The sequence below is a fragment of the Limosilactobacillus kribbianus genome (genome assembly GCF_026413145.1).
Classification (GTDB): Bacteria; Bacillota; Bacilli; order Lactobacillales; family Lactobacillaceae; genus Limosilactobacillus; species Limosilactobacillus kribbianus.
The window spans coordinates 1-21,375 of record NZ_JAOVYZ010000014.1; the positions used below are offsets into that span (position 1 = coordinate 1).

A 21,375-nucleotide genomic window follows, 5' to 3' on the forward strand; every position below is an offset into this window, starting at 1 on the left:
TCAAATCAATTGGTATCTGAATTCCCGGCCACTTAAATGTCTTAACTGGCGCACACCAATCGAGATCTTCCTGCTTAATTTACGTCATTAAATTCGTTCAAGTTATTTCTTGCAATCTGCCAAGTTCATTATATTCGTTCCCGCAAATGTTGCAAGGCCTTTCATTTTGATCAAATAAAAAACTGCCCAGCATAATGTGGACAGTTTCGCTTGGTTTATTATTCTTTGCGCATAACAGATTCACGGACAATCAGTGACGGCTTGCTACCGATCACCCGCTTGGCCTGGGGCGTCTCACCATCAATCAGGTCTTTGAGCGTCAGGACGCCGTTGCGGGAAATTTCCATGATTGGCTTACGAATCGTCGTGATCCGCGGGTGGTAGAACTTGGAGTAGGTGTTGTCATCAAAGCCCATAAAGGAGATTTGACTGGGAACGTCATAGCCGTAGTCGTAGCAAGCACGAATCGCCCCCATCGCCATATCATCGTTTTCGGCAAAGACGCTGGTGGGCAGGTCACCGGTGTTTAAGATTTTCTTCATTGCTTGGTAGCCGGAGGTCAGACTGTAATTTCCCTCCACCAGCCATTCCGCCGGCAAGGTGATCCCGTTCTTTTCTAAAACGTCTTGAAAGGCCTGGGTCCGCAGATTGGTTGAGGCAAAACCCTTCCGCCCAGAAATCAAGGCAATCTTGCGGTGACCCATCCGCAGCATGTAGTTGATTGCGTTGGCCGTCCCCAGGTAGTCATCCGAATAGTAATTATACAGGTCGGTGCGCTCAATCTGCCGGTTTAAGATCACCAACGGCTTCCCGGTCGCCGCCAGCTGGTCAATGTACTCGTCGTCGGAAGCTGACTGGCTTAACACCAGTGCACCATCAAAGCGGAAATTAATGCTTTGGTGGGACCGGCGCAAGTTGGCAAAACTATCCACCGCAATCTCGTAGCCCTTCGGCAAAAACTCCTTGATCTGGTGAAGAACCGCGGACATAAAACTCGGCGATGTCCCATCCGACATATCAGTAAAGTAAACTGCAATGATAAAGGATTTCTTCTCAACCAGAGCCTTGGCATTCAGATTCGGCGAATAGTTCATCTGCTCCGCCAATTTTCTGATCTTCTTTTTAGTCTCTTCTTTTACCAACGGGCTATCATTTAAGGCCCGTGAGACCGTCGTATGTGAGACATTTGCCTTCTTGGCAATTGTCTTAATCGTTACTTTAGCGCTCCCATTCATTCTTTTCTCCCCCGTAAATAGAATTGTGCTTATCATATTATGAAATGACACGGGTTGTCAATTAATACGGCTATAATTACGGAGAAAACATTACAGGCACGGGATAGTGAACGTGTTCATTGTTAGTCGTCCAACGAATTCCTACCATCTTCCTACCAACTAGATTTTATGGCTTTATTTTTGTGATTCGTTGAGGATTAACTCAATAGTTTAAAAATAAAAAGAACCCCTGCCAAGCAAGGGTTCTCATGGTAGAGATTACTTTTCGTTGTCGCGACGACGTTCAGCAATCCGGGTAGCCTTACCAGTACGTGCCCGAAGGTAGTACAGCTTAGCACGACGAACCCGACCATGACGGAGAACGTCGATCTTTTCAACCCGTGGTGAGTGCAGTGGGAAAGTCCGTTCAACACCGACACCGTTACTGATCTTCCGAACAGTGTAGGTAGCGCTGATACCAGCACCGTGGCGCTTGATAACGACACCTTCGAACATCTGGATACGTTCACGCGTACCTTCAACGATCTTGGCGTGAACCCGAACAGTATCACCGGCACGGAATTCCGGGATATCATCACGTAATTGACTTGCAGTAATCTTTTCGATCAACTTGTTTTGACGCATTGTAATTTCTTTCCTTTCGCCGACATTCATGTCCCCGCTGGGGCAGCGGAATACCGTTATTGATGGCTAAACAGCCAATAACTACTATACTAGCTTTTACTCTTTGATGCAAGGCCTATTTTTGGTGTTCCTGGTTAATGATCGAATGACGCAGTCCGTAGGCAAAGTAAATGATCAGCCCGATCGCAAACCAGCCCACCATCAGGATCTTGGCATCGATATTCAGTCCCCAGAAGATGACAGCCGAAAAGATGGCCGAAACTGCTGGCAGGACCGGGTACCACGGCATCTTGAACTGGGCCTCCGGTAGGTCTTTCCCCTCCCGCGGTCGCAGGGCGTAAATCCCGAGCGAAACAAAGATGAAGGCCACCAGGGTCCCCGCCGAGACCAGCGTTGCCAGGAAGGTAAAGGGAAAGACCGAGCCGAGGATCATTGCCAAAAAGGTGATCAGCCAGAGGGCATGGCTCGGCACGTGCTGGTCGTTAATTACCCCCAAGGTTTTCGGCAGGAGGCCATCCCGACCGAAGGCATAGATCAGCCGGGACGAGGCCAAGAGGATGGCGATTAGGGCCGAGAAGATCCCAATGATCGCCACCACTGACAGTAGGTTGGCCGTCAGGTAGTGACCAGAGTGGCGCAGCGCCCAGGCCGCCGGTTCGGCGTTATTGGCGTAACGGCTGTACTTAAACATCCCCACCAGTACCAGGGAGACGGCAATAAAGAAGCCGGTCCCCAACACCAAAGTGCCGATCAGGCCCCGCGGCATCGTCTTCTGTGGGTTGCGCGTTTCAGCAGTGTTGGCCGCAATCGCGTCGAAACCGACGTAGGCGATGAAGATCTGGGCGGTCCCGGCGAGAATCCCCTGCCAGCCGCCAAAGGTCGTTCCCGGCCGGTGCGGCGGGATAAACGGTACGTAGTTTTTCGCCTGAATCTCCGTTGCCCCAACGACGATAAACATCAGAATTACCAAGAGCTTGATCGCCACAATCGTATTTTCGATCCGGCTGACCTGGTGCAGCCCCTGCGAAATTAAGATTCCGACCACCAGGATCGCCAGGGCAGCCAGGATATCAACGTAGGAACCGTGGGCGGGATCAAAGCCGCCAGTTAGGGCCTTGGGCAATCGAATTCCCAGACTACCTAAAAAGCCCTGCATGTAGGCCGACCAACCCGAGGCAACGAAGGCCACCGAGATGAAGTATTCGGCCAATAGTGCCCAGCCGGCGATCCAGCCAAAGAATTCGCCGAAGAGGACGTTGATCCAGGAGAATGCCGAGCCGGCAAAAGGCAGCACCGACGAGGTTTCGGCATAGGCCAGGGCTGATAACCCCGCCCCGATCGCCGCAACGATAAAGGCCAATGGGACGGCCGGGCCAGTATGTTCGGCGGCAACGATTCCCGGCAGAGTGAAGATGGCGGTCCCGACCACCATCCCGGTTCCCAGGCCGATCAGGTCAATCGTTCGCAGACTCGGCGTCAGTTTGGAATCCTTGGCCATGTAGACGTTGGGATCCTGTTTCCATAGTAAGCGTTCTAATAACTTTTTCATTGGCTCACCACTAATCCGGCACATCCGGGTCCTCTTCGAGCTTGATGTCTTCTAACATCAGCTCCTGCTCCCGGGTCAATTTGGCGGTCTCGAGGAGATCCGGACGCCGGTGGAGGGTCCGCCGCAGCGATTCCTTCATCCGCCATTCACGAATTTTCTGGTGGTTACCGCTGGTCAAAACCTCAGGAACCTTCATCCTCCGAAAGTCTGCCGGCCGTGTGTACTGGGGGTATTCCAGCAGACCGTTGCTAAAGGAATCGCCCATCGGAGAGGACTGGTTGCCCAATACACCGGGAACGAAGCGAACGGTGGCGTCGATCATCACCATCGCTGCCAGCTCCCCGCCGGTCAGAACGTAATCCCCCAGGGAGGCCTCATCGGTAACCAGGTGGCGAATTCGTTCGTCATAGCCTTCGTAATGGCCGCAAATGAAGGTCAGGTGATCCTCCATCGCCAGTTCTTGGGCATAGTCCTGATCAAAGCGCCGTCCGGCCGGATCCATCAGAATCACCCGGCCCTTTGGATAGGTGTCCTTGGTCTCCTCTTGAACGGCCGCCATGGCATCAAAAATTGGTTGGGGCTGGAGAAGCATCCCGGCACCGCCGCCAAATGGCGCATCGTCGACGTGGTTGTGCCTATCCGTCGTGTACTTGCGGAAATCCGTTACCTGGATGTCCAGGAAGCCGCTATCCTGGGCCCGGCCCACGATCGACTCCCCGAGGGTTGCCTGAAACATGTCCGGGAACAAACTTAAAATATCAATTCGCACTATTCTAGTCCTTCCATTAATTCCACGATGACCTCGCCGTTCTCGAGGTCGACCGTCTTGACAACATCATCAATCACCGGTAGCAAAAGGTCCTGCTTGCCGTTTCGCTTGACCACCCAGACATCATTGGCCCCGGGGGACAGGATCTCCTTGATCGTGCCGAGCTCTTTTCCCTCAACCGTTTTGACCTTTAGGCCGATGATCTGGTGATAATAGTACTGACCGTCCTCTAAGGGCTGCTGATCGGCCGCGCTCACCAGCAGCTCGCGATTACGAAAGCCCTGGACATCGTTGATATTGTCATAATCCTTGAATTTGACCAGGATGAAGCCCTTGTGTGGACGGGCACTCTCCACCGTCAGAGCCAGTGGTTCACCGGCGGCCTGCTGCAGGTAGAGGGTCTCGCCAGCAGCAAAACGTTCCTCCACAAAATCGGTGGTCGCCATCACGCGGACCTCGCCGCGGATGCCGTGCGTATTGACAATCTTGCCAACATTATAAAATTCCATATTTTCCTCCTAAAAAGGCAAAAACTCCCACAGGTAAGTGTGGGAGTTTTTTATTTAATGGCGATGATCATTGATCAGCAACCGGACTTTTTTAGAGTTCGACCGTCGAGAACGCGCGCCCTCAACGACCGTCCGTAGCGCTTCCGCCACATGTCCCTGTCGGCCAATCAATCGGCCAACATCAGCCGGGGCAACGTCAACTGTATACTGTCTGAAGCGGCTGCTCTCAGACTCAGTAATCGACAGCGCCTCCGGATGCTTCAAAAGCGGGGTTACCAAACTACGAATCAATGCCTCTATATCAGTCTCAGCCATGACCAGTCATCACTACTTCTTTGCGGCGTACTTAGCTTCGTGGAACTTCTTCATAACGCCGGCCTTTTGCAGCATGTTACGAACAGTGTCAGAAGGTTGTGCACCCTTTTGCAGCCAATCCATAACGGCGTCTTCGTCGAACTTAACTTCCTTTGGAGTAGTTAATGGGTTGTAAGTACCTAATGCAGTGATGAAACGACCATCACGTGGGGAACGTGAGTCAGCGACAACAATCCGGTAGAAAGGACGCTTCTTGGAACCCATGCGCTTTAAACGAATTTTAACGGACATTCTTTGCACCTCCCTGATTTCTTTTAACAGATAATAATATACCAGTCTTCAAATAGAATGTAAAGTAGTTTTTCTTGACAGTCGCAAATTTTCTTCAAATTAATGCTTCTTACGCAACTTGCGGAGTTTCTTGATCCGCTTTTGCTTGTCCTTCTTCATCTTGCGGGCCATCCGGTTCATCGCCATCTGCCCCATCTTGCCACCCGGCATCTGGCCGCCGAAGAGGTTCTGCATGCCGTTCATGTTCCCGTTGGTGACCTGCTTCATCATCTTGCGCATTTGATTGAATTGCTTGATCATCCGGTTAACCTCGACGATCGGCCGACCGGAACCGGCGGCCAAACGACGACGACGACTCGGATTCATCAGGTCGGGGTTCTCCCGCTCCTCAGGCGTCATCGAGAGGACGATTGCGCGGATGTGGGCAAATTGCTTCGGATCCAGGTTGATGTTCTTCAAAGCTGGATTATTGGCCATCCCCGGCATCATCTTGAGGACGTTCTCCAGCGGCCCCATCTTCGTGACCTGATCCATCTGGGCGAGGAAGTCGTTGTAGTCAAACGTGTTTTCCCGCATCTTGTCCATCGTTTCCTGGGCCTGTTCCTCATCGAAGTTCTTCTGGGCCTTCTCAATCAGGGTCATCATGTCCCCCATGCCGAGAATCCGCGAAGCCATCCGGTCGGGGTGGAAGACGTCTAAGTCCTCCATCTTTTCTCCTTCACCGACGAACTTAATCGGCTTGCCGGTGACGGCCCGGATTGACATGGCGGCCCCACCACGGGTATCTCCATCGAGCTTGGTCAGAACTACCCCGGTGATGTTGAGCTTGTCGTCAAAGCCTTGGGCGGTGTTGACGGCGTTCTGCCCGGTCATGGCATCGATGACCAACAGGATTTCGTCTGGGTGAACCAGTTCCTTGATGTTGGCCAGCTCGTCCATCAATTGCTCGTCAATCTGGAGCCGCCCGGCCGTATCGATGATCACGTAGTCGTTGTGGTTTTGCTTGGCAACCTCCATCCCCTCGCGGACAATCTCCACGGGATCAACATCGGTCCCCTTTTCAAAGACCGGCACGTCGATCTGCTTGGCAACCTGCTGCAGCTGGGTGATGGCAGCCGGCCGGTAAACGTCGGCCGCAATGAACAGCGGGCGAGCGTGTTCCTCATTCTTTAATCGCAGGGCCAGCTTGCCGGCCGTCGTGGTCTTCCCGGCCCCCTGGAGCCCGACCATCATGATAACGGTTGGGATGTGGGCGGCCTTGTTCAGCGGCACGGCCTCTTCACCCATCAGCTGGGTCAATTGGTCGTTCACGATCTTGACGATTTGCTGGGCCGGGTTTAAGCCCTTTAAGACCTCGGCCCCGGCGGCCTCTTCCCGGACCTTCTTGACAAAGTCCTTAACCACCTTGAAGTTAACGTCGGCTTCCAAGAGGGCCAGGCGGATTTCCCGCATCGTCTCCCGCAGATCGGCCTCGGTCACCTTGGGCTTGCGCCGTAATTTTTCCATCGCCTTTTGCAGGCGCTCTGTTAATCCTTCAAATGCCATTTATTCTTCCTCCAAGCTTTCCAGGTGGCCAACTAATTCGTTTAAGTGCTGGTCATCCGGATAGTGTGCACGTACATACTGTTGAATCTCATCGGCCTGCTTGTTGCGGGCCACGAATTCCGCGTAGAGGTGAAGCTTTTGTTCATACCCCTCCAGAATGTTTTCGGTCCGCTTGATGTTGTCGTAGACCGCCTGGCGACTGACGTTGAAGTTTTCAGCGATTTCGCCCAGTGAGTAATCATTGCCGTAGTAGAGGTCCATGTACTCGTTTTGCTTCTTTGTCAGCAGCGGCTGGTAAAACTCAAACAGTGAATTGATTCGGTAGTTTTTCTCGATTTCCATCAAATTTCACCTACTCGTCGACTTCGACCAAACCCTTGAAGAGCCCGTAGACAAAGTCACTGGCGTTGAACTTCTGCAGGTCGTCCACCTGTTCGCCCAGGCCGACGTACTTAACCGGCAGGTGGAGCTCATTTCTGATCGCCAGGACAATCCCACCACGGGCGGTCCCGTCGAGCTTGGTCAGGACAATTCCAGTGACGTCGGTGCTCTCTTTGAAGAGCTTAGCCTGGTTCAGGGCGTTTTGCCCGGTCGTGGCATCTAAGACCAACAGAACCTCGTGGGGTGCGTCCGGAATTTCCCGGGTCAGGATCCGTTTCATCTTGGCCAGCTCCTTCATCAGATTGACCTTGTTCTGCAGCCGGCCGGCCGTATCAACGAAAAGGATGTCATAGTCTTCCTTCTTAGCCTTTTGAACCGCATCGAAGACCACCGCGGCCGGATCCCCGTTCTCGGGACCGGTCACGATGTCGACGCCGTCACGTTTAGCCCAGACGTCCAGTTGCTCGGTTGCCCCAGCCCGGAACGTGTCGGCCGCCGCCAGCAGGACCTTCTTGCCCTGCTTCTTAAAGAGGGCGGCCATCTTGCCGATCGTGGTTGTCTTGCCGGCCCCGTTGACCCCGACGAACATGATAACGGTCGGTCCCGACTTTGCCATGTTGAGATCAGCGTTCTCGTCCTTGCCAGCCGCGTCATAGAGTTCAACCATCTTTTCGATGATGACGTTGGAAACCTGCTGCTTGGTCTTGGCGTTCTCCAGCTTAACCTCTTCCCGCAGTTCGTCACTAAGTTTCATCGCCATGTCGTAGCCGACGTCGGACTCGATCAGCATGTCCTCCAGATCGTCGAAGAAATCTTCGTCAACGTGACGGAAGTTGGCCAGGAAGCGGTTGAGCCGGGCCCCAAAACCGGTCCGCGACTTCTCCAATCCCCGATCATACTTCTGTTCCGTCGCCGCTTCCGTCTCTTCCGGCATGCTGCTCTGCGGTTGCTGATCTTCGGCAGTCGCGGACGCGGATTCTTCTGGTGTCGTGTCCTGCGTTGCCGGCTCTTCTGACTGCTGCTCGGCACTAGCCACTGCTTCTGGCGCCGTGCTTACCGGAGCGCTCGGCTGCTCACTGACAACCGTTTCTTTTGCGGCTTCGCTTTCGGCCGGTGCGCTTGATGCTGGTACAGGGGCGGTTGCCTGGCTGACCGGAACCGTTGGCTGAGCACTTTCGACTGGTGTCGTTGGTTGCGTCGGGGTTGCGCTCATCGGCTGGTCACTAGCAACCGGCGCCGTCGACTGAGCTGGTTCTTGGCTAGCCGGAGCACTTGGTTGACTGCTTGCCGGCACTTGTGAGGTTGCCGAACTGGCCGGTTGAGCCGTTGCCGATTCGGCCGGACTGATCGGTTGTTCCTTCTTGTGGCGCCGGAAAATATCAAATAATCCCATTTAAGGATCCCTCTTTTCGTTTTCTCTTTTTTATTGGTTCAAGGTGTCGACCACGTCCACGGAAACCATCTTCGAAACGCCGGACTCCTGCATGGTGACCCCATACAGGACGTCGGCCCCCATCATGGTTCCCTTCCGGTGCGTGATCACGATGAATTGCGGACCGGTCTTGCCGAAACGGTTGAGGTAACGGGTAAAGCGTTGCACATTTACCTCATCCAGGGCCGCCTCGGGTTCATCGAGGATGGCAAACGGAACTGGCCGCACCTTCAGAATTGCAAATAACAAGGTGATTGCGGTCAGGGCCCGTTCCCCACCCGACAAGAGACTCAGCTGCTGGTTCTTCTTGCCCGGTGGCTGGGCCATGATGTCGATTCCAGTCGTCAGGATTTCGTGCGGATCAGTCAGCACCAATTTGGCCTGACCACCGCCGAAAATTTGGCGGAAGGTCTCGTCAAAGGCCGCCGATACCTGGTTAAAGGTGCTGCGGAACCGGGTGGCCACTTGGCTGTCCATCTCGCTCATCGTTGCGTTGAGCTGCTTGCGAGCAGCCAGCAGGTCGTCCTGCTGGGACTTCAAGAAATCATAATGTTCCTTCACCCGCTGGTACTCAGCAATGGCGCCCACGTTGACGTCCCCTAGTTCAGCCAGGCCGCGCCGCAAGAGCTTGAGCTGGCGGGCCAGTTGCTCGTCGGCTAGCTCGCTCAGGTTTTGGCGGGCCTCGGTAATCGTCATCCCATACTGCTCACTAAGATGATTAAGCAGCTGATCCAGTGTTCCCTCGCAGCGAATTCGCTGGGCCCGCAGCTCTCCGGCATCATTGCCGGCAGCTTCCTGGAGGCCCTGCAGCCGCTCGTGTTGTTCCTCGATCGCTGCTAGCTGGTCCGCGCTCTGAGCAAGCCGCTTGTCAAGCTGAGCACCGGCCTGCTTGGCGGCCGTGAGTTTGTCTTTGGCCGCATTAAGCTTGGCGTTAATGTCCGAACCAGTCGAACGATGGCCAGCTAGTGCATTTTCCAGGACCTTTAGCTGATCTTGAATTTGCTGGTGCTGCGTCTGCAAATGCGTCACCTGGGCGTTGGCCTGCCGCTGTTGGCGTTCAAACTGCTGCTGACGTTCGGCCGCTACAGCCAGCCATTGTTCCATCTGGTGCAGCTGTTCAGTTTGCGCCGAGGCATCAGTCTCCAGCTCGTGGATCTGCTTGATCAACTGGTTAATCTGTTTTTCGACCGTCCGTTGCCGAGTTTCAACCTGCGTCGCCTGGTGGTCAAGTTGGGTTGCTTGTTCCTGGTAGCTCTTGGACTGGCTGTCCTGCTGATCAGTTTGTGATTGCAGGGCCTGAACCTGATTTGCCAGTGTCTGTGCCTGTTCTTTGAGCACCACGGATTGCGATTGGGCCGTCCGGTAGTCCACCTGGGCCGTGTGCAACTGATCCTGCAGGGTGGCGGCACGTTGCCGCTGTTGTTCCTGCTGGGCCTTTAATTGGGTAACCCGGCCCTCCAGTTCTTGAACCCGCTGCTGTTGTTGAGCGAGCAATTTCTGAAGCTGACTGCCAGCCTGCTTTTGGCTCAGAAGGCCGCGCCGCTGTTGGCGGTTGGCCCCACCGGTCATCGACCCGCTGGCGTTAATCAATTGGCCATCGAGGGTCACGACCCGGAGCTGGTGATGCCCCGCGCGGGCAATTGCCGTCGCGTGGTCTAGGTTGTCGGCCACCACCGCGCTCCCTAGAAGGTAATTCGCCACCACCTGATATTGGGGGGCGAACTTAATCAAGTCGACCGCCAAGCCAACGACGCCCGGCCTCCCGGAGACCTGGTGCCAGGCGGCACTTGGCCGCCGCTGCACCAGCGTATCAAGCGGCAGGATCGTCGCTCGACCGCCCCGGAAGTGAACCAGGTAGTTAATGATCTGCTTCCCGGTCGTTTGACTATCAACCACCAGCTGCTGGAGCTGCCCACCCAGGACGGTTTCAATTGCCGTCGTCAGCTGGGCCGGAACATCGAAGAGCTCACTGACCGCCCCGGCCAGGCCAGGGAAGTTTTGCCGATGCTGCAGGACCGTTCGGACCCCCTGGTAGTAACCAGCGTACTCCGCGCTCATCGACTGGTAGCTCTTGATTCGGGCCGTGGTGGAATGAACATCCCCCAGGGCTTCGTACCAGGAGCGCTGGGCCTGCTGGTAGTCCTGACTGGTCTTGGTCAGCTCCCGGTTGACCTGTTCCACGCTCGCCTGGAGCTTCTTGAGATTAGCGGCAGCGTTTGTCAGTTGGGTTTGGTTAGCCTGAAGCTGCGTGGCCATGGTGGCCTGTTGCTGCTGCTTGGCCTTCAGATCGGTGGTACTCTGCGCCTGTTGACTGAGACTCTGCTCGTGGCTGCGCTTCAGAAAGGTCTGCTGGTTATGGACCGTGGTCAATTCCTGCATCAGGCTGATCTGATCGTTCCGGCGCTTGGCCAGCTGAGCGTTCAAGGCCTGAATTCGTTCCGAACCGCTCATCTGCTGGGCCTGCTCGTATTCCTTTTGGTGTTGCGCCACGTCCTGTTGATGGTGGCGCAGCTGCATGGCCTGGGCATTTTGGTCACTTTTAGCCACCGCTAATTCCTTAGCGAGGTCCGCTTCCTGCTTCTCCAGCCGGGCCTGCTCGGCCTTTTGCTGGTCACGCTTGATCGACGAAACGGACTGTTGGTTAGTCAGCTGGGCGATCTGTTCGGTCTGTTGCAGGATTTCCTGCTGATTGGCATCCTTTTGGCGCAGCAATTCTGCCCGCTGTTTCTTAAGGTCCGCTAGCCGTTGGGCAATCTTTTCCTGCTGGGCCCGGTAATCGGCTGCCAATTGTTGAGCTTGCTTTTCTTTAGCCCGGAATCCGTCTAGCTTTTGATGCTGGGCATCGTATTGACGAACCGTCTGTGTCCGGTCCAGGACATCAAACTGTTTCTTTTGTTCTAGGTAGTCCTGAGCCAGCGCACTCTCGTCTTCCAGTGGTTCCAGCTGCTTGCTGAGCTCGCTGATGATGTCATTGACCCGGTTCAGGTTGTCCATCGTGTCAGCCAGCCGTTTTTCGGCGGCCTCCTTATTTTTCTTGTACTTAGCGACCCCGGCAACCGTCTCAATGATTCCTCGGCGGTCGAGCGGCTTTCCGTTGAAAATTGCCGCCACCCGGCCCTGGGAAATGATCGAAAACGATTCGCGGCCCAACCCTGAATCAATGAAGAGATCGGTGATGTCCTTGAGGCGCACCTGGGAGTTGTTGATCAGGTATTCACTATCACCATTACGGTAGAGCTTGCGGGTGATCGTCAATTCAGTGTAGTCACTGGCCAAATAGTGGTCGCTGTTGTCCAAGGTGATTGAAACGACCGCCCGGTTTAAGGGCTTGCGATCCGCCGCCCCGTTGAAAATGACGTCGGCCATTTTGTCGCCCCGCAATTGTCGGGCGGATTGCTCACCCATCACCCAGCGAATGGCTTCGATAATGTTGCTCTTGCCACTGCCGTTAGGCCCGATGATCCCGGTCATCCCCGGCTCAAACTTAATGGTCGTCTTTTGAGCAAAGGACTTAAAGCCATCTAATGTTAAAGACAATAATTGCATTGGTTGCGTTCACTCACTCGTCTTATTTAATTTTGCTTGCGCAGTTGATCCAGTGCCGCCTGAGCCGCTGCCATTTCAGCGTGCTTTTTGGAGGAACCCCGACCCTCGGCCAGGACCTGACCATCCGCGGTCACGTTGACGTGGAAAGCCGGATCGTTTTCCGTCCCGCTCTCGTCCAGCAGGTGGTACTCAATCTTGACATCCCCGTTGCGCTGCAGAAATTCCTGCAGGCTGGTCTTGGCATCGACGGCGTGGTCGAACCACCCCATGTCAAGCTTCGGGAAGATTACCCGGCGAACGAACTTTTCCACAGCCGGCCGGCCCTGGTCGAGATAGAGGGCCCCGATAAAGGATTCAAAGATGTCACAGAGCAGGCCAGGCCGTTGCCGGGCACCAGCCTTTTCCTCCCCCTTGCCCAGGCGGATGTATTGGTCAAAGTGACATTCCTTAGCAAACTTGGAGAAGCTATCCTCACAAACCATGGCGGCCCGTAGCCGGGTCAATTTGCCCTGGGGCAGTTCTGGGTAGCGCTTGTAGATGTATTCGGAAACAATCAATTCCAACACAGCGTCGCCAAGAAATTCGATCCGCTCGTAGAACTTCAGGTTTTGATGCGGGTGTTCGTTGACGTAGGAAGCCTGGGTGAAGGCTTCGGCCAGCAGACTCGGATCATCAAAATGAATATCAAATTCCTTGGCCAAGTAGTCTTGCAGTTCGTTGATCATAAAATAAATTCCCTTCTTTTTGAGATTCAATCAGCTAATTCTTCCCTATTATACTAGACCAAGTGCGATTGGTCAGGCATTTAAAACAAAAAAGCTCCGCAAACGGGAGCTTTACAATTAGTTTGTGTGCTCTTCGATGTAGTCAACCACTTCACCAATGGTGCTGAGCTTTTCGGCCTCGTCATCATCGATCTCCTCGTTGAAGGTGTCCTCCAGTTCCAGGACAAACTCAACAAAGTCAATCGAGTCGGCGTCCAGATCCGTCTTCAAGTTCAAGTCATCGGTAATCTTGGCCCGATCAACGTCAAAGTGATCGGCCACAATTTCAGAAACCTTATCGAAGATTTCCTTCCGTCTATTATCAGCCATCTTAATTAACCTCGCTTTACAAAATACTCTCTTATTCTATGCGTTTTTGCTTTGATTGTCCACTTCTGGATTGTTAGTAAAGAAATCCACTGTCTTTTCGATCACACCGGTCGAAAGCATCGTACGGATTTGACCAATCGTGTTCTTGACCGCCAGCGCGTCGGAGGCACCGTGGGTCTTGACCACCGGTGCCTTGAGTCCCAGCAGGACGGCACCGCCATAAGTGGAGGTGCTCATCGTCTGGCCGATCTGGTGAAAGACCGGCTTGAGCAGCAGGTAGCCCAGCTTAGCCCGCAGTCCACCGTGCAAGATGCCATGCTTGATCAATTTCAGCATCATCTTGGCAGTTCCCTCGGTGGCCTTGAGGGCGGCGTTGGCGGTCCAGCCATCGCTCACCACGACGTCGGCCTTGCCGAAGAGCAGGTCACCGGCTTCAATGTTTCCAATGAAGTTGAGGTCGTCTTTGGCATTGAGCTGTTGCCAAACGGCCTTGTGAAGGGTGTCGCCCTTGTCCTCTTCGGCCCCGTTGTTAAGCAGACCGATCCGTGGGTTGGCCACCCCGAGGACGTTTTCGGAGTAAAACTTACCCAGGTAGGCGTACTGAACCAGGTTCTTCTCCTTGCTTTCGGCGTTGGCACCGGTGTCTAGGTAAACAAAATTTTGCCGGCTAGCCCTCGGTTGGGCGATTGGCAGGACACTGGTCAGTCCAGGCCGGTCGATCCCCTTGACCCGGCCAACAATAAAGATTCCGGCCGCCAGGACCGCACCGGTGTTGCCAGCGGAGAAGAAGGCGTCGGCCTCGCCCTTCTTAACGGCCGTGGCCGCCCGAACGATTGACGAATCCTTCTTGCGCCGGATAGCTCGGACCGGCTCCTCGCCCATCGTGATGTCATCACTAGTGGCAATCACCGTCAGCCGGTCATCATTTTGGATCAGTGGTTTCACCTGGGCCGGATCACCGTACAGGTCGAACTTCAGGTCCGGATAAAGGTCCCGGGCCTGCTCAACCCCTTCCACAATTACCTTGGGGGCGTTGTCGCCACCCATCGCATCTACAGCAATTTTCATAAATTAATCTCTCCTTTAATCGAAGTGCGTTTCAAGCTGGTGCCGCTTTAAGTAGAGGACCAGCGGCTGGTTATCGTCAACATCGTCCCAGTGGGGGGTCTTCAAAAGCTGTTCGGCGTCATTACGCGCAATCTGGAGCATCTTAATGTCCCCCACCGGGTCACCAACCTTGAAGTCCGGCAGGCCAGACTGCTTGTTGCCGAGGACGTCCCCGGAGCCCCGCAGTTCGAGGTCCTTTTCAGCCACCTTAAAACCGTCGTTGGTCTCCACCATCGTTTGCATCCGGGCCTTGCCTTCGTCGGTCTTGGGATCGGCCAGCAGAAGACAGTAACTCTGCCGGTCGCCACGGCCGACCCGGCCCCGCAACTGGTGTAATTGGGCCAAACCGAACCGGTCCGCATTATAGATAATCATCACGGTGGCGTTGGGATTGTCGACCCCGACCTCAATCACCGTGGTCGAAACCAGGACCTGGAGCTTTTTCTCTTGGAATTCGCGCATCACCTGGTCCTTCTCATCGCCGCTCATCCGGCCGTGAAGGAGACCCACTTGGTAATCGCCACCGAAGTACTTGGCCAGCTGTTCATAGAGGTCGGTCGCGTTTTGGACATCCAAGGCCTCCGACTCCTCGATCAGCGGACTGACCACGTATGCCTGGGCCCCGGCAGCTAATTGTTCGCGTAGAAAATGCAGGGCCTCGTTTTGCTTGTCGACCTTGAACCACTTGGTCTTGATCGGCTTACGGCCCGCTGGCAATTCATCGATCACCGAGACGTCCATTTCACCGTAAGCCGTGATCGCCAGGGTCCGCGGGATCGGGGTCGCCGTCATTGCCAGTACGTCGGGATGATCCCCCTTCTCACGGAGCTGCTGGCGCTGGTTAACCCCAAAGCGGTGCTGCTCATCGGTGATCGCCAGGCCAAGGTTGGCATATTCGACGTCCTCCTGGATTAGGGCGTGGGTGCCGATGATCAGGTTGACGTCCCCCCGCTTGATGGCATCCCGCAGCTGGGCATGCTGCTTTGCGGTCAGGGATCCCGTCAACAGGCCAATGTGCACCGGCGTGTTCTCAAAGACCTTGGCCAGCTTTTCGGCATGCTGGGCCGCCAAGATTTCGGTTGGCGCCATCAGGGCAGCCTGGTAGCCGGCAGTAATCGTGGCGTAAATTGCAATTGCCGCCACGATCGTCTTTCCCGAGCCAACGTCCCCCTGGAGAAGCCGGTTCATCTGGTAGGGGCGACGCAAATCGGCGCAGATTTCGTTAACCACCCGCTTTTGGGCATTGGTCAGCTCAAAACCGATCCCCCTGATAAATTCCTTGACCTCATCGTTATGGTAGAGGATCCGTAAGCCGTCTTCCTGACGCTGGGCTTGGCGAATAGCCTGCAAGCGCAGCTGAAAGAGGAAGAACTCCTCGTAGGCTGCAGTTCGCCGGGCCGTCTGGGCCTGGCCGGCGTCTTTGGGAAAGTGCATCCCCGCTAGCATCTGCCGGCGGTCCAGTAGACGATAGCGCTGGCGCAACGTCTGGGGGAGCAATGTTGGAATTACGTTTTGATATTCCTCATAGGCCTGGCGAATCAGGCTCCGCAGCATTCCCTGTTTGACGTGCTTGTTGACTGGGTAGACGGCGCCAAAGTCGTTGCTGGCTTCCAGCGCCGCGGTGGTCAGACGGTTGGCAGTGACCTGGCGCCGCCGCGCATCCCACTTGCCCAATACCGTCACCTGGCTATCCAGTTGCAACTGTTTCACCAGGTAGGGTTGGTTGAAGAAGGTCACCATGACTACTTCCTGGTCGACCTGGAGGCGAAAGCTTAGTCGGCTGCGCCGGTAACCGAAGTGGGTCAGGAGGGGTTCGGAAACGACCCGGCCGTGCAAGGTGATTTTTTGTTTATCCTTAGCGGTCGTCAGGTCGGCCGGCCGCAAATCGTTGTACCGGCTCGGGTAGTAAGTCAAAAGATCCTCAATCGTGTCGATCCCAAGGGTTGCCAGGTCGGCCACCCGTTTCTTCCCGACGCCCTTGAGATTTCCCACTGAATCCTGCAAGCTTTTCATCGTTTTCACCCCCTGCCAGGATGTGGCAAAGGGGCCGTGACAAATCAGCCTTCGTCACGGCCCCACTCATGTTTGTTTTAATTCTTATTCAACGGAAATCAGGTATGGGTAGACCGGCTGGCCACCATCGTAGATCTGAATATCAAGCTCGTCGTCAACCGCAGCCACGGCGTCCTTGATCGTCTCCGCGGTCTTTTGGTCACCGTCCTGACCAATCAGGATCGTCACGATTTCGCTATCCTCGTCCAGCATCTGCTTGACCATCTTAATTGCCGTTTCCGTCAGGTCACTGTCGGCCTCGACAATCTTGCCGTCTACGATCCCCAGGTAGTCGTCCTTGTGGATCTCCCGGCCATCAATCTTGGTGTCCCGAATGGCGTGCGTTACTTCACCACTGGCGACCGTCGTCATATTGGCCTCCATATTCTGCTGGTTCTCATCGATTGATGATTCCGGATTGTATTCCAGCAAGGCACTCATCGCCTGAGCAATCGTCTTGGTGTGGACAACCTTGGTTGGAATCTCAGCCACTTCAGCCGCCTGGTCAGCAGTCATGAAGATGTTGCCGTTATCCGGCAGCACCAGGGCCTGCTTGGCACCACTCTTGTTGATGGCATCAGTGATGTCCTGGGTGCTTGGGTTCATGGTCTGCCCACCGCTGATGACGTGGGTCACACCGAGGCTCTTGAGCAGCTTGGCAATTCCATCACCAGAGGCCACGGCAATTACCGCCGTTTCCGGAGCGGCAGTTTCTTCCTTGGCCTTTTCGACTGGCGTTTCATCCTCGTCGTCCTCATCGTCATGCTCCATAATCTCTTCCTGCTGCCAAACCATGTTGTGAATTTCGATGGTCTGCAGGTCACCGAATTCCTGTCCCCAGGTTAAGACCTTGCCGGGGTGTTCGGTGTGCACATGAACCCGCACTACGGAATCATCATTGATCACCAGGAGGCTGTCGCCCATCTTGGCCAGGTAGTTGTAGAAAGTGTCGTAGTCAAACTTGCGGGTCACCTGCTTACCCTTACCAATCCGGACCAGCATCTGGGTGCAGTAAGTGTACTTGATGTCCTTCGGGTCGAGCTTGCCCTGGACGCTCTGGTGATCCAGGGCGTTCACCATCTCATCGACCTCGGCGTTGTCCGGCCGGTAGTCCTCGGACTTATCGACCTTGCCACTCAAGGCTTCATCAAAAGCTTGAAGAACAAAGACGAGACCTTGGCCACCAGAATCAACCACGCCGACTTCCTTCAAGACTGGCAGGAGGTCCGGCGTCGTCTGCAGGGCCTTGTCACTGGCCTCGTAGATTGCGTGAATGATTTCAGTCAGGTCGTTGGTCTTCTTGACCTCTTCCATCCCCACCTGGGCGGACTCACGAACTACCGTCAGAATTGTCCCTTCTGTTGGCTTCATCACGGCCTTGTAAGCCGTTTTGGCACCGTTGGCGTAGGCATCAACAAAGTCCTGGGCAGACAGCTTCTCCAAGCCGGTCGTGGCCTTGGCAAAACCACGGAAGATCTGTGACAGGATCACCCCGGAATTGCCTCGGGCCCCCATCAACAGCCCCTTCGCCAGGGCAGCACTCAAATCACCAACGGACGTGCTGTTTTCCGCCCGTTCGTACTTGGCACCGCTGGCCATTGAAGAAGCCATGTTGGTCCCCGTATCGCCATCGGGAACCGGGAAAACGTTTAATGAGTTAATAAATTCGGCATTCTTGCTCAGCTTATCAGCGGCCGCTTGGACCATCTTGCCAAATTCAAGATTCGTAATTTCTGTGACAGCCAATTAAATTTCCTCCGTATCCACTAGTCTTCCATTGAACGAACACCCTGGACACAGACATTGACCGCATCGGCCGTGATGCCGAGCATTGACTCCAGGTTGTACTTTACCTTTGCTTGGACGCTCTTTGAAACCTCAGAGATCTTCGTCCCATAGCTGACGATAATGTTTACTTCCACAACGATACCGTTGTCCTGTTGCCGAACGACAACTCCCTTGTTAAAGTTTTCGCGGCCGAGGATCTGGTTAACCCCGTCGCGGACCGGGTTTCGACTTGCCATGCCGACAACCCCGTAGTTATCAGTGGCGGCACCGCCAACAACCGTTGAGATCACGTCGTTGTCGATATCAATCGTGCCCGCCTTGGTTTTAATCTTTACTGCCATTGTCATGGCCTCCTTTTAAGATCATCAGCACTATTTTAGCGCTGCTGCATTTCTAAGTCATCATTAAAGCTAACACCATCATACCATAGCACGGCAAATTCAAAAAGAAAGTCTTTTGGTGATTAGTTAATGGGGTTAATTACTTTCTTAAAAAATAAGCCGTCCAGAACTGGACGGCATTATTTTTGTTAAATTAAACCCGAGTCACTTTACCGGACTTCAGTGTACGTGCTGAAACGTAAACCTTCTTCGGCTTGCCGTTAACCAGAATGGTTACCTTTTGCAAGTTTGGCTTCCAGCTGCGACGACTTGAGTTAAGGGCGTGGGAACGCTTGTTACCGAAGCGTGTCCGTTTACCGTTGATAAAATCTTTAGCCATTGGTGGTACCCTCCTCTTCTCATCATTATTTCGTTTACGCAATAAGTTGCGATGTAACTCACCTAATTAATTTACCATAGCGACCCGATCAGTGCAAGGTTTTTCTTTCAAGTATTTTCCCTTGACACCCATTTAAGGCAGATGCAGGTCGGCGGACCAGATCACGGCAACGACCCCTTGATCGAAGGAAAAGTGGTTAACCACGCTGGTAAAACGGTTGCTTGACCAGGAGAACGGGATGGTCCCATTCCAGTTGACCAGCGGGTACTTTTCATCCGGTAGGGTCAGCCCCCGCACCGGCGTCAGGTTAACAAAGGCCAGGTAGTCCAAGCCCGGTTTGGCATAAATGCTATAGGTCCCCGGGAGAAAGTAGCGAACGACGTTTTCGTTATCGATCAGGCGAATTTTGGGCAGGTAAGGACGGAAATCATCCTGCAATGGTAGGAAAAGATTAGCAAATAGCTGGTCCAACCGGCCACCCGTGGCGCCCCAGATGTCAATTTGTTCGGGCGCATAGTCACGAATGGCGGCTGCGACCCCTAATTGCGTATCGGTAAAATCCTTGGCAGGCGGGAAAGTTTTAATTGCGGCCACCCACTCGCGCAGCCGGGCCATCTCCGCCGTGGCCGTGGAATCGAAGTCACCAATCGCCGCCACTGGACAAATGCCCCAGTCCATCAACAGTGAGGCACCGTGGTCCACCCCGATCCAGGTCTCGGTCCGCCGTTTGAGGACCTGTTCTTTGGGAATCAGCTCGGTCGGCCCACCGACCATAATATTTACACGCATTGTTTTCCTCCCCATCGCCTAAACTGCGTAAAGAAGAAGAGGCTGGGCAGTTTTCTCTCCCAGCCTCAAACTAGTTACTTAGTAGCGTCCTTTAATGCCTGAACCTTGGCTGCTGGATCGTCAGCATTGAAGACGTAGGAACCGGCAACGGCAACCGTTGCTCCGGCCTTGTAGCAATCAACAACCGTTTCATTGTTGACCCCACCGTCGACCTCGATATCAAAGTCGTAGCCCTTGGCCTTCTTGATTTCGTTCAGCTGAGCGATCTTTTCAACCGTTTCCGGCAGGAACTTTTGTCCACCAAATCCTGGGTTAACAGTCATCACCAGGACCTGGTCAACCATGTGCAGTACTGGTTCAATCATTGCCACCGGGGTCCCAGGGTTGATGACAACTTCGGCCTTAACCCCGCCGTTCTTGATGATCTGCAGTGCCCGGTGAATGTGCTGGGTTGCTTCAACCTGCACACCGATAATGTCGGCACCGGCGTCAATGAACATTGGCAGGATATGTTCTGGGTTTTGAACCATCAGGTGGACATCCAGGACCATCTTGGTAATCGGCCGAATGGCTTTCACAAAGCCAGGGCCGTAGGAAATACTGGGGACAAAGGTACCGTCCATCACGTCAATGTGCAGGTATTCAGCACCGGCGTGATCAACCTTTTCGATGTCCTTTTGCAGGTTAACGTAATCAGCACTCAAAATTGAAGGTGCAACTTTAATCATTCTCAATTCCCTCATTTCTTGTAGTTTGGTTTCTGGTTGGCGATTAGCTCGTGAAATTGAAGGTAATCGTCATACCGACTATTCATGATTATACCATTCTCCAAAGCCGCTTTCACTGCACAATGTGGTTCTTTGATGTGCAGGCAGCCCCGGAATTTGCATTCAGGTGCCAGGCGCACCATTTCTGGAAAGAGCTGGGGCAGTTCTTCGACCGTCATATCAAAGGTTTCGTAGGAAGAAAAGCCCGGCGTATCCGCAATCAGGGCCCCGCCGACGTTTAAGAGGCTGACCTTGCGCGTGGTATGCCGACCACGCTTTAGTGCTTGGGAAATCTCCCCCGTTGCCAAGTGCAAATCGGGTGCCAGGTGGTTCAACAGAGTTGATTTCCCCGCCCCCGTCTGGCCCATCATCGTGACCGTCTTACCACGCAGCTGTTCTTGAAGGGCCGTAAGCTGATCCTGGGCAAAGGGCTGGCGATTACAAAAGACCGCATAGCCAATTTGACGATAACCCGCCGCCACCGTTGCAATTTGTTGGTAGTCCGCCGAATCCAGTAGATCGGTCTTGGAAAAGTAGACCAGGGGCGTAATTTTCTGTCGCTCCAGTGCAATTAGCTGACGGTCCAACAAATTGGCCGAGAAGACCGGCTGGGTCGCGGCGGTGACCACCACGGCCGCGTCAACGTTGGCCACCGGTGGCCGCACCAAGGAGTTGCGCCGTGGCAATACCTTGAGGAGGTAGCCGTCTTCAAACTCAACCGCGTCTCCCACGATTGGCTTGATCTTCTTTTTACGGAAATTCCCCCGGCCACGCGTCCGGTAGATTTCACCGTCGCTAATAACGTCGTAGAAGCCACTTAAGGACTGCTGAATAATTCCCTCTTTCACGAATGCACCTCGCT

At 54.3% G+C, this 21,375-nt stretch carries 21 protein-coding genes; all 21 read right to left on the reverse strand.

All coding sequences use genetic code 11. The features are described from left to right. Positions 1-218 precede the first annotated feature (218 nt). The 21 genes from OCT58_RS04560 to rsgA all read right to left on the reverse strand — a co-directional run bounded on the left by OCT58_RS04560 (position 219) and on the right by rsgA (position 21,361). Positions 219-1,235: a LacI family DNA-binding transcriptional regulator gene (locus OCT58_RS04560; protein WP_267201694.1), complete on the reverse strand. Its 1,017-nt coding sequence runs from the start codon at positions 1,233-1,235 to the stop codon at positions 219-221. 258 nt (positions 1,236-1,493) lie between these two features. Further along, positions 1,494-1,859: a 50S ribosomal protein L19 gene (rplS, locus tag OCT58_RS04565; protein ID WP_267201695.1), complete on the reverse strand. Its 366-nt coding sequence runs from the start codon at positions 1,857-1,859 to the stop codon at positions 1,494-1,496. Positions 1,860-1,974: 115 nt separating this feature from the next. Continuing rightward, the gene (locus OCT58_RS04570; RefSeq protein WP_267201696.1) at positions 1,975-3,408 is read right to left on the reverse strand and encodes an APC family permease; all 1,434 of its coding nucleotides are present in this window, start codon (positions 3,406-3,408) and stop codon (positions 1,975-1,977) included. Positions 3,409-3,418: 10 nt separating this feature from the next. Next, positions 3,419-4,177, reverse strand: coding sequence for a tRNA (guanosine(37)-N1)-methyltransferase TrmD (trmD, locus tag OCT58_RS04575; RefSeq protein ID WP_267201697.1), 759 nt, complete (start codon positions 4,175-4,177; stop codon positions 3,419-3,421). Then, a complete protein-coding gene (rimM, locus tag OCT58_RS04580) occupies positions 4,177-4,686 on the reverse strand; it encodes a ribosome maturation factor RimM (RefSeq protein ID WP_267201698.1) in 510 nt (169 codons plus the stop codon). Before rimM ends, trmD begins: the two co-directional genes overlap by 1 nt. Positions 4,687-4,740: 54 nt before the next feature. After that, positions 4,741-5,001, reverse strand: coding sequence for a KH domain-containing protein (locus tag OCT58_RS04585; RefSeq protein ID WP_267201699.1), 261 nt, complete (start codon positions 4,999-5,001; stop codon positions 4,741-4,743). Positions 5,002-5,013: 12 nt separating this feature from the next. After that, a complete protein-coding gene (gene rpsP / locus OCT58_RS04590) occupies positions 5,014-5,292 on the reverse strand; it encodes a 30S ribosomal protein S16 (protein WP_267201700.1) in 279 nt (92 codons plus the stop codon). Positions 5,293-5,391: 99 nt separating this feature from the next. Next, on the reverse strand, positions 5,392-6,837 hold the full coding sequence (gene ffh, locus OCT58_RS04595; RefSeq protein ID WP_267201701.1) for a signal recognition particle protein: 1,446 nt from the start codon (positions 6,835-6,837) through the stop codon (positions 5,392-5,394). After that, positions 6,838-7,179, reverse strand: coding sequence for a putative DNA-binding protein (locus tag OCT58_RS04600; RefSeq protein WP_267201702.1), 342 nt, complete (start codon positions 7,177-7,179; stop codon positions 6,838-6,840). A 10-nt stretch (positions 7,180-7,189) separates the two neighbouring features. Continuing rightward, positions 7,190-8,611, reverse strand: coding sequence for a signal recognition particle-docking protein FtsY (gene ftsY / locus OCT58_RS04605; protein WP_267201704.1), 1,422 nt, complete (start codon positions 8,609-8,611; stop codon positions 7,190-7,192). A gap of 30 nt (positions 8,612-8,641) precedes the next feature. Beyond that, complete coding sequence (gene smc / locus OCT58_RS04610; RefSeq protein ID WP_267201706.1) at positions 8,642-12,196, reverse strand: chromosome segregation protein SMC; 3,555 nt, start codon at positions 12,194-12,196, stop codon at positions 8,642-8,644. Positions 12,197-12,222: 26 nt separating this feature from the next. Next, entirely contained in the window at positions 12,223-12,921 is a 699-nt protein-coding gene (gene rnc, locus OCT58_RS04615; protein WP_267201708.1) for a ribonuclease III, read from the reverse strand. A 117-nt stretch (positions 12,922-13,038) separates the two neighbouring features. Next, positions 13,039-13,290, reverse strand: a complete 252-nt coding sequence (gene acpP, locus OCT58_RS04620; protein ID WP_267201710.1) for an acyl carrier protein — start codon at positions 13,288-13,290, stop codon at positions 13,039-13,041. Positions 13,291-13,326: 36 nt separating this feature from the next. Further along, on the reverse strand, positions 13,327-14,358 hold the full coding sequence (plsX, locus tag OCT58_RS04625; RefSeq protein WP_267201711.1) for a phosphate acyltransferase PlsX: 1,032 nt from the start codon (positions 14,356-14,358) through the stop codon (positions 13,327-13,329). Between the two features lie 15 nt (positions 14,359-14,373). Next, complete coding sequence (recG, locus tag OCT58_RS04630; RefSeq protein ID WP_267201712.1) at positions 14,374-16,410, reverse strand: ATP-dependent DNA helicase RecG; 2,037 nt, start codon at positions 16,408-16,410, stop codon at positions 14,374-14,376. A gap of 84 nt (positions 16,411-16,494) precedes the next feature. Further along, complete coding sequence (locus OCT58_RS04635; RefSeq protein ID WP_267201713.1) at positions 16,495-18,195, reverse strand: DAK2 domain-containing protein; 1,701 nt, start codon at positions 18,193-18,195, stop codon at positions 16,495-16,497. 20 nt (positions 18,196-18,215) lie between these two features. Next, on the reverse strand, positions 18,216-18,578 hold the full coding sequence (locus tag OCT58_RS04640; RefSeq protein ID WP_267201715.1) for an Asp23/Gls24 family envelope stress response protein: 363 nt from the start codon (positions 18,576-18,578) through the stop codon (positions 18,216-18,218). Between the two features lie 193 nt (positions 18,579-18,771). Continuing rightward, on the reverse strand, positions 18,772-18,957 hold the full coding sequence (gene rpmB, locus OCT58_RS04645) for a 50S ribosomal protein L28 (RefSeq protein ID WP_003713527.1): 186 nt from the start codon (positions 18,955-18,957) through the stop codon (positions 18,772-18,774). A 132-nt stretch (positions 18,958-19,089) separates the two neighbouring features. After that, the gene (locus OCT58_RS04650; RefSeq protein ID WP_267201717.1) at positions 19,090-19,746 is read right to left on the reverse strand and encodes a thiamine diphosphokinase; all 657 of its coding nucleotides are present in this window, start codon (positions 19,744-19,746) and stop codon (positions 19,090-19,092) included. Positions 19,747-19,820: 74 nt separating this feature from the next. Further along, positions 19,821-20,474, reverse strand: a complete 654-nt coding sequence (gene rpe, locus OCT58_RS04655) for a ribulose-phosphate 3-epimerase (protein ID WP_267201719.1) — start codon at positions 20,472-20,474, stop codon at positions 19,821-19,823. Positions 20,475-20,485: 11 nt separating this feature from the next. Continuing rightward, positions 20,486-21,361 carry a ribosome small subunit-dependent GTPase A gene (gene rsgA / locus OCT58_RS04660; protein WP_267201720.1) on the reverse strand — a complete coding sequence of 292 codons (876 nt, stop codon included), beginning with the start codon at positions 21,359-21,361 and terminating at the stop codon, positions 20,486-20,488. Positions 21,362-21,375: the final 14 nt, after the last annotated feature.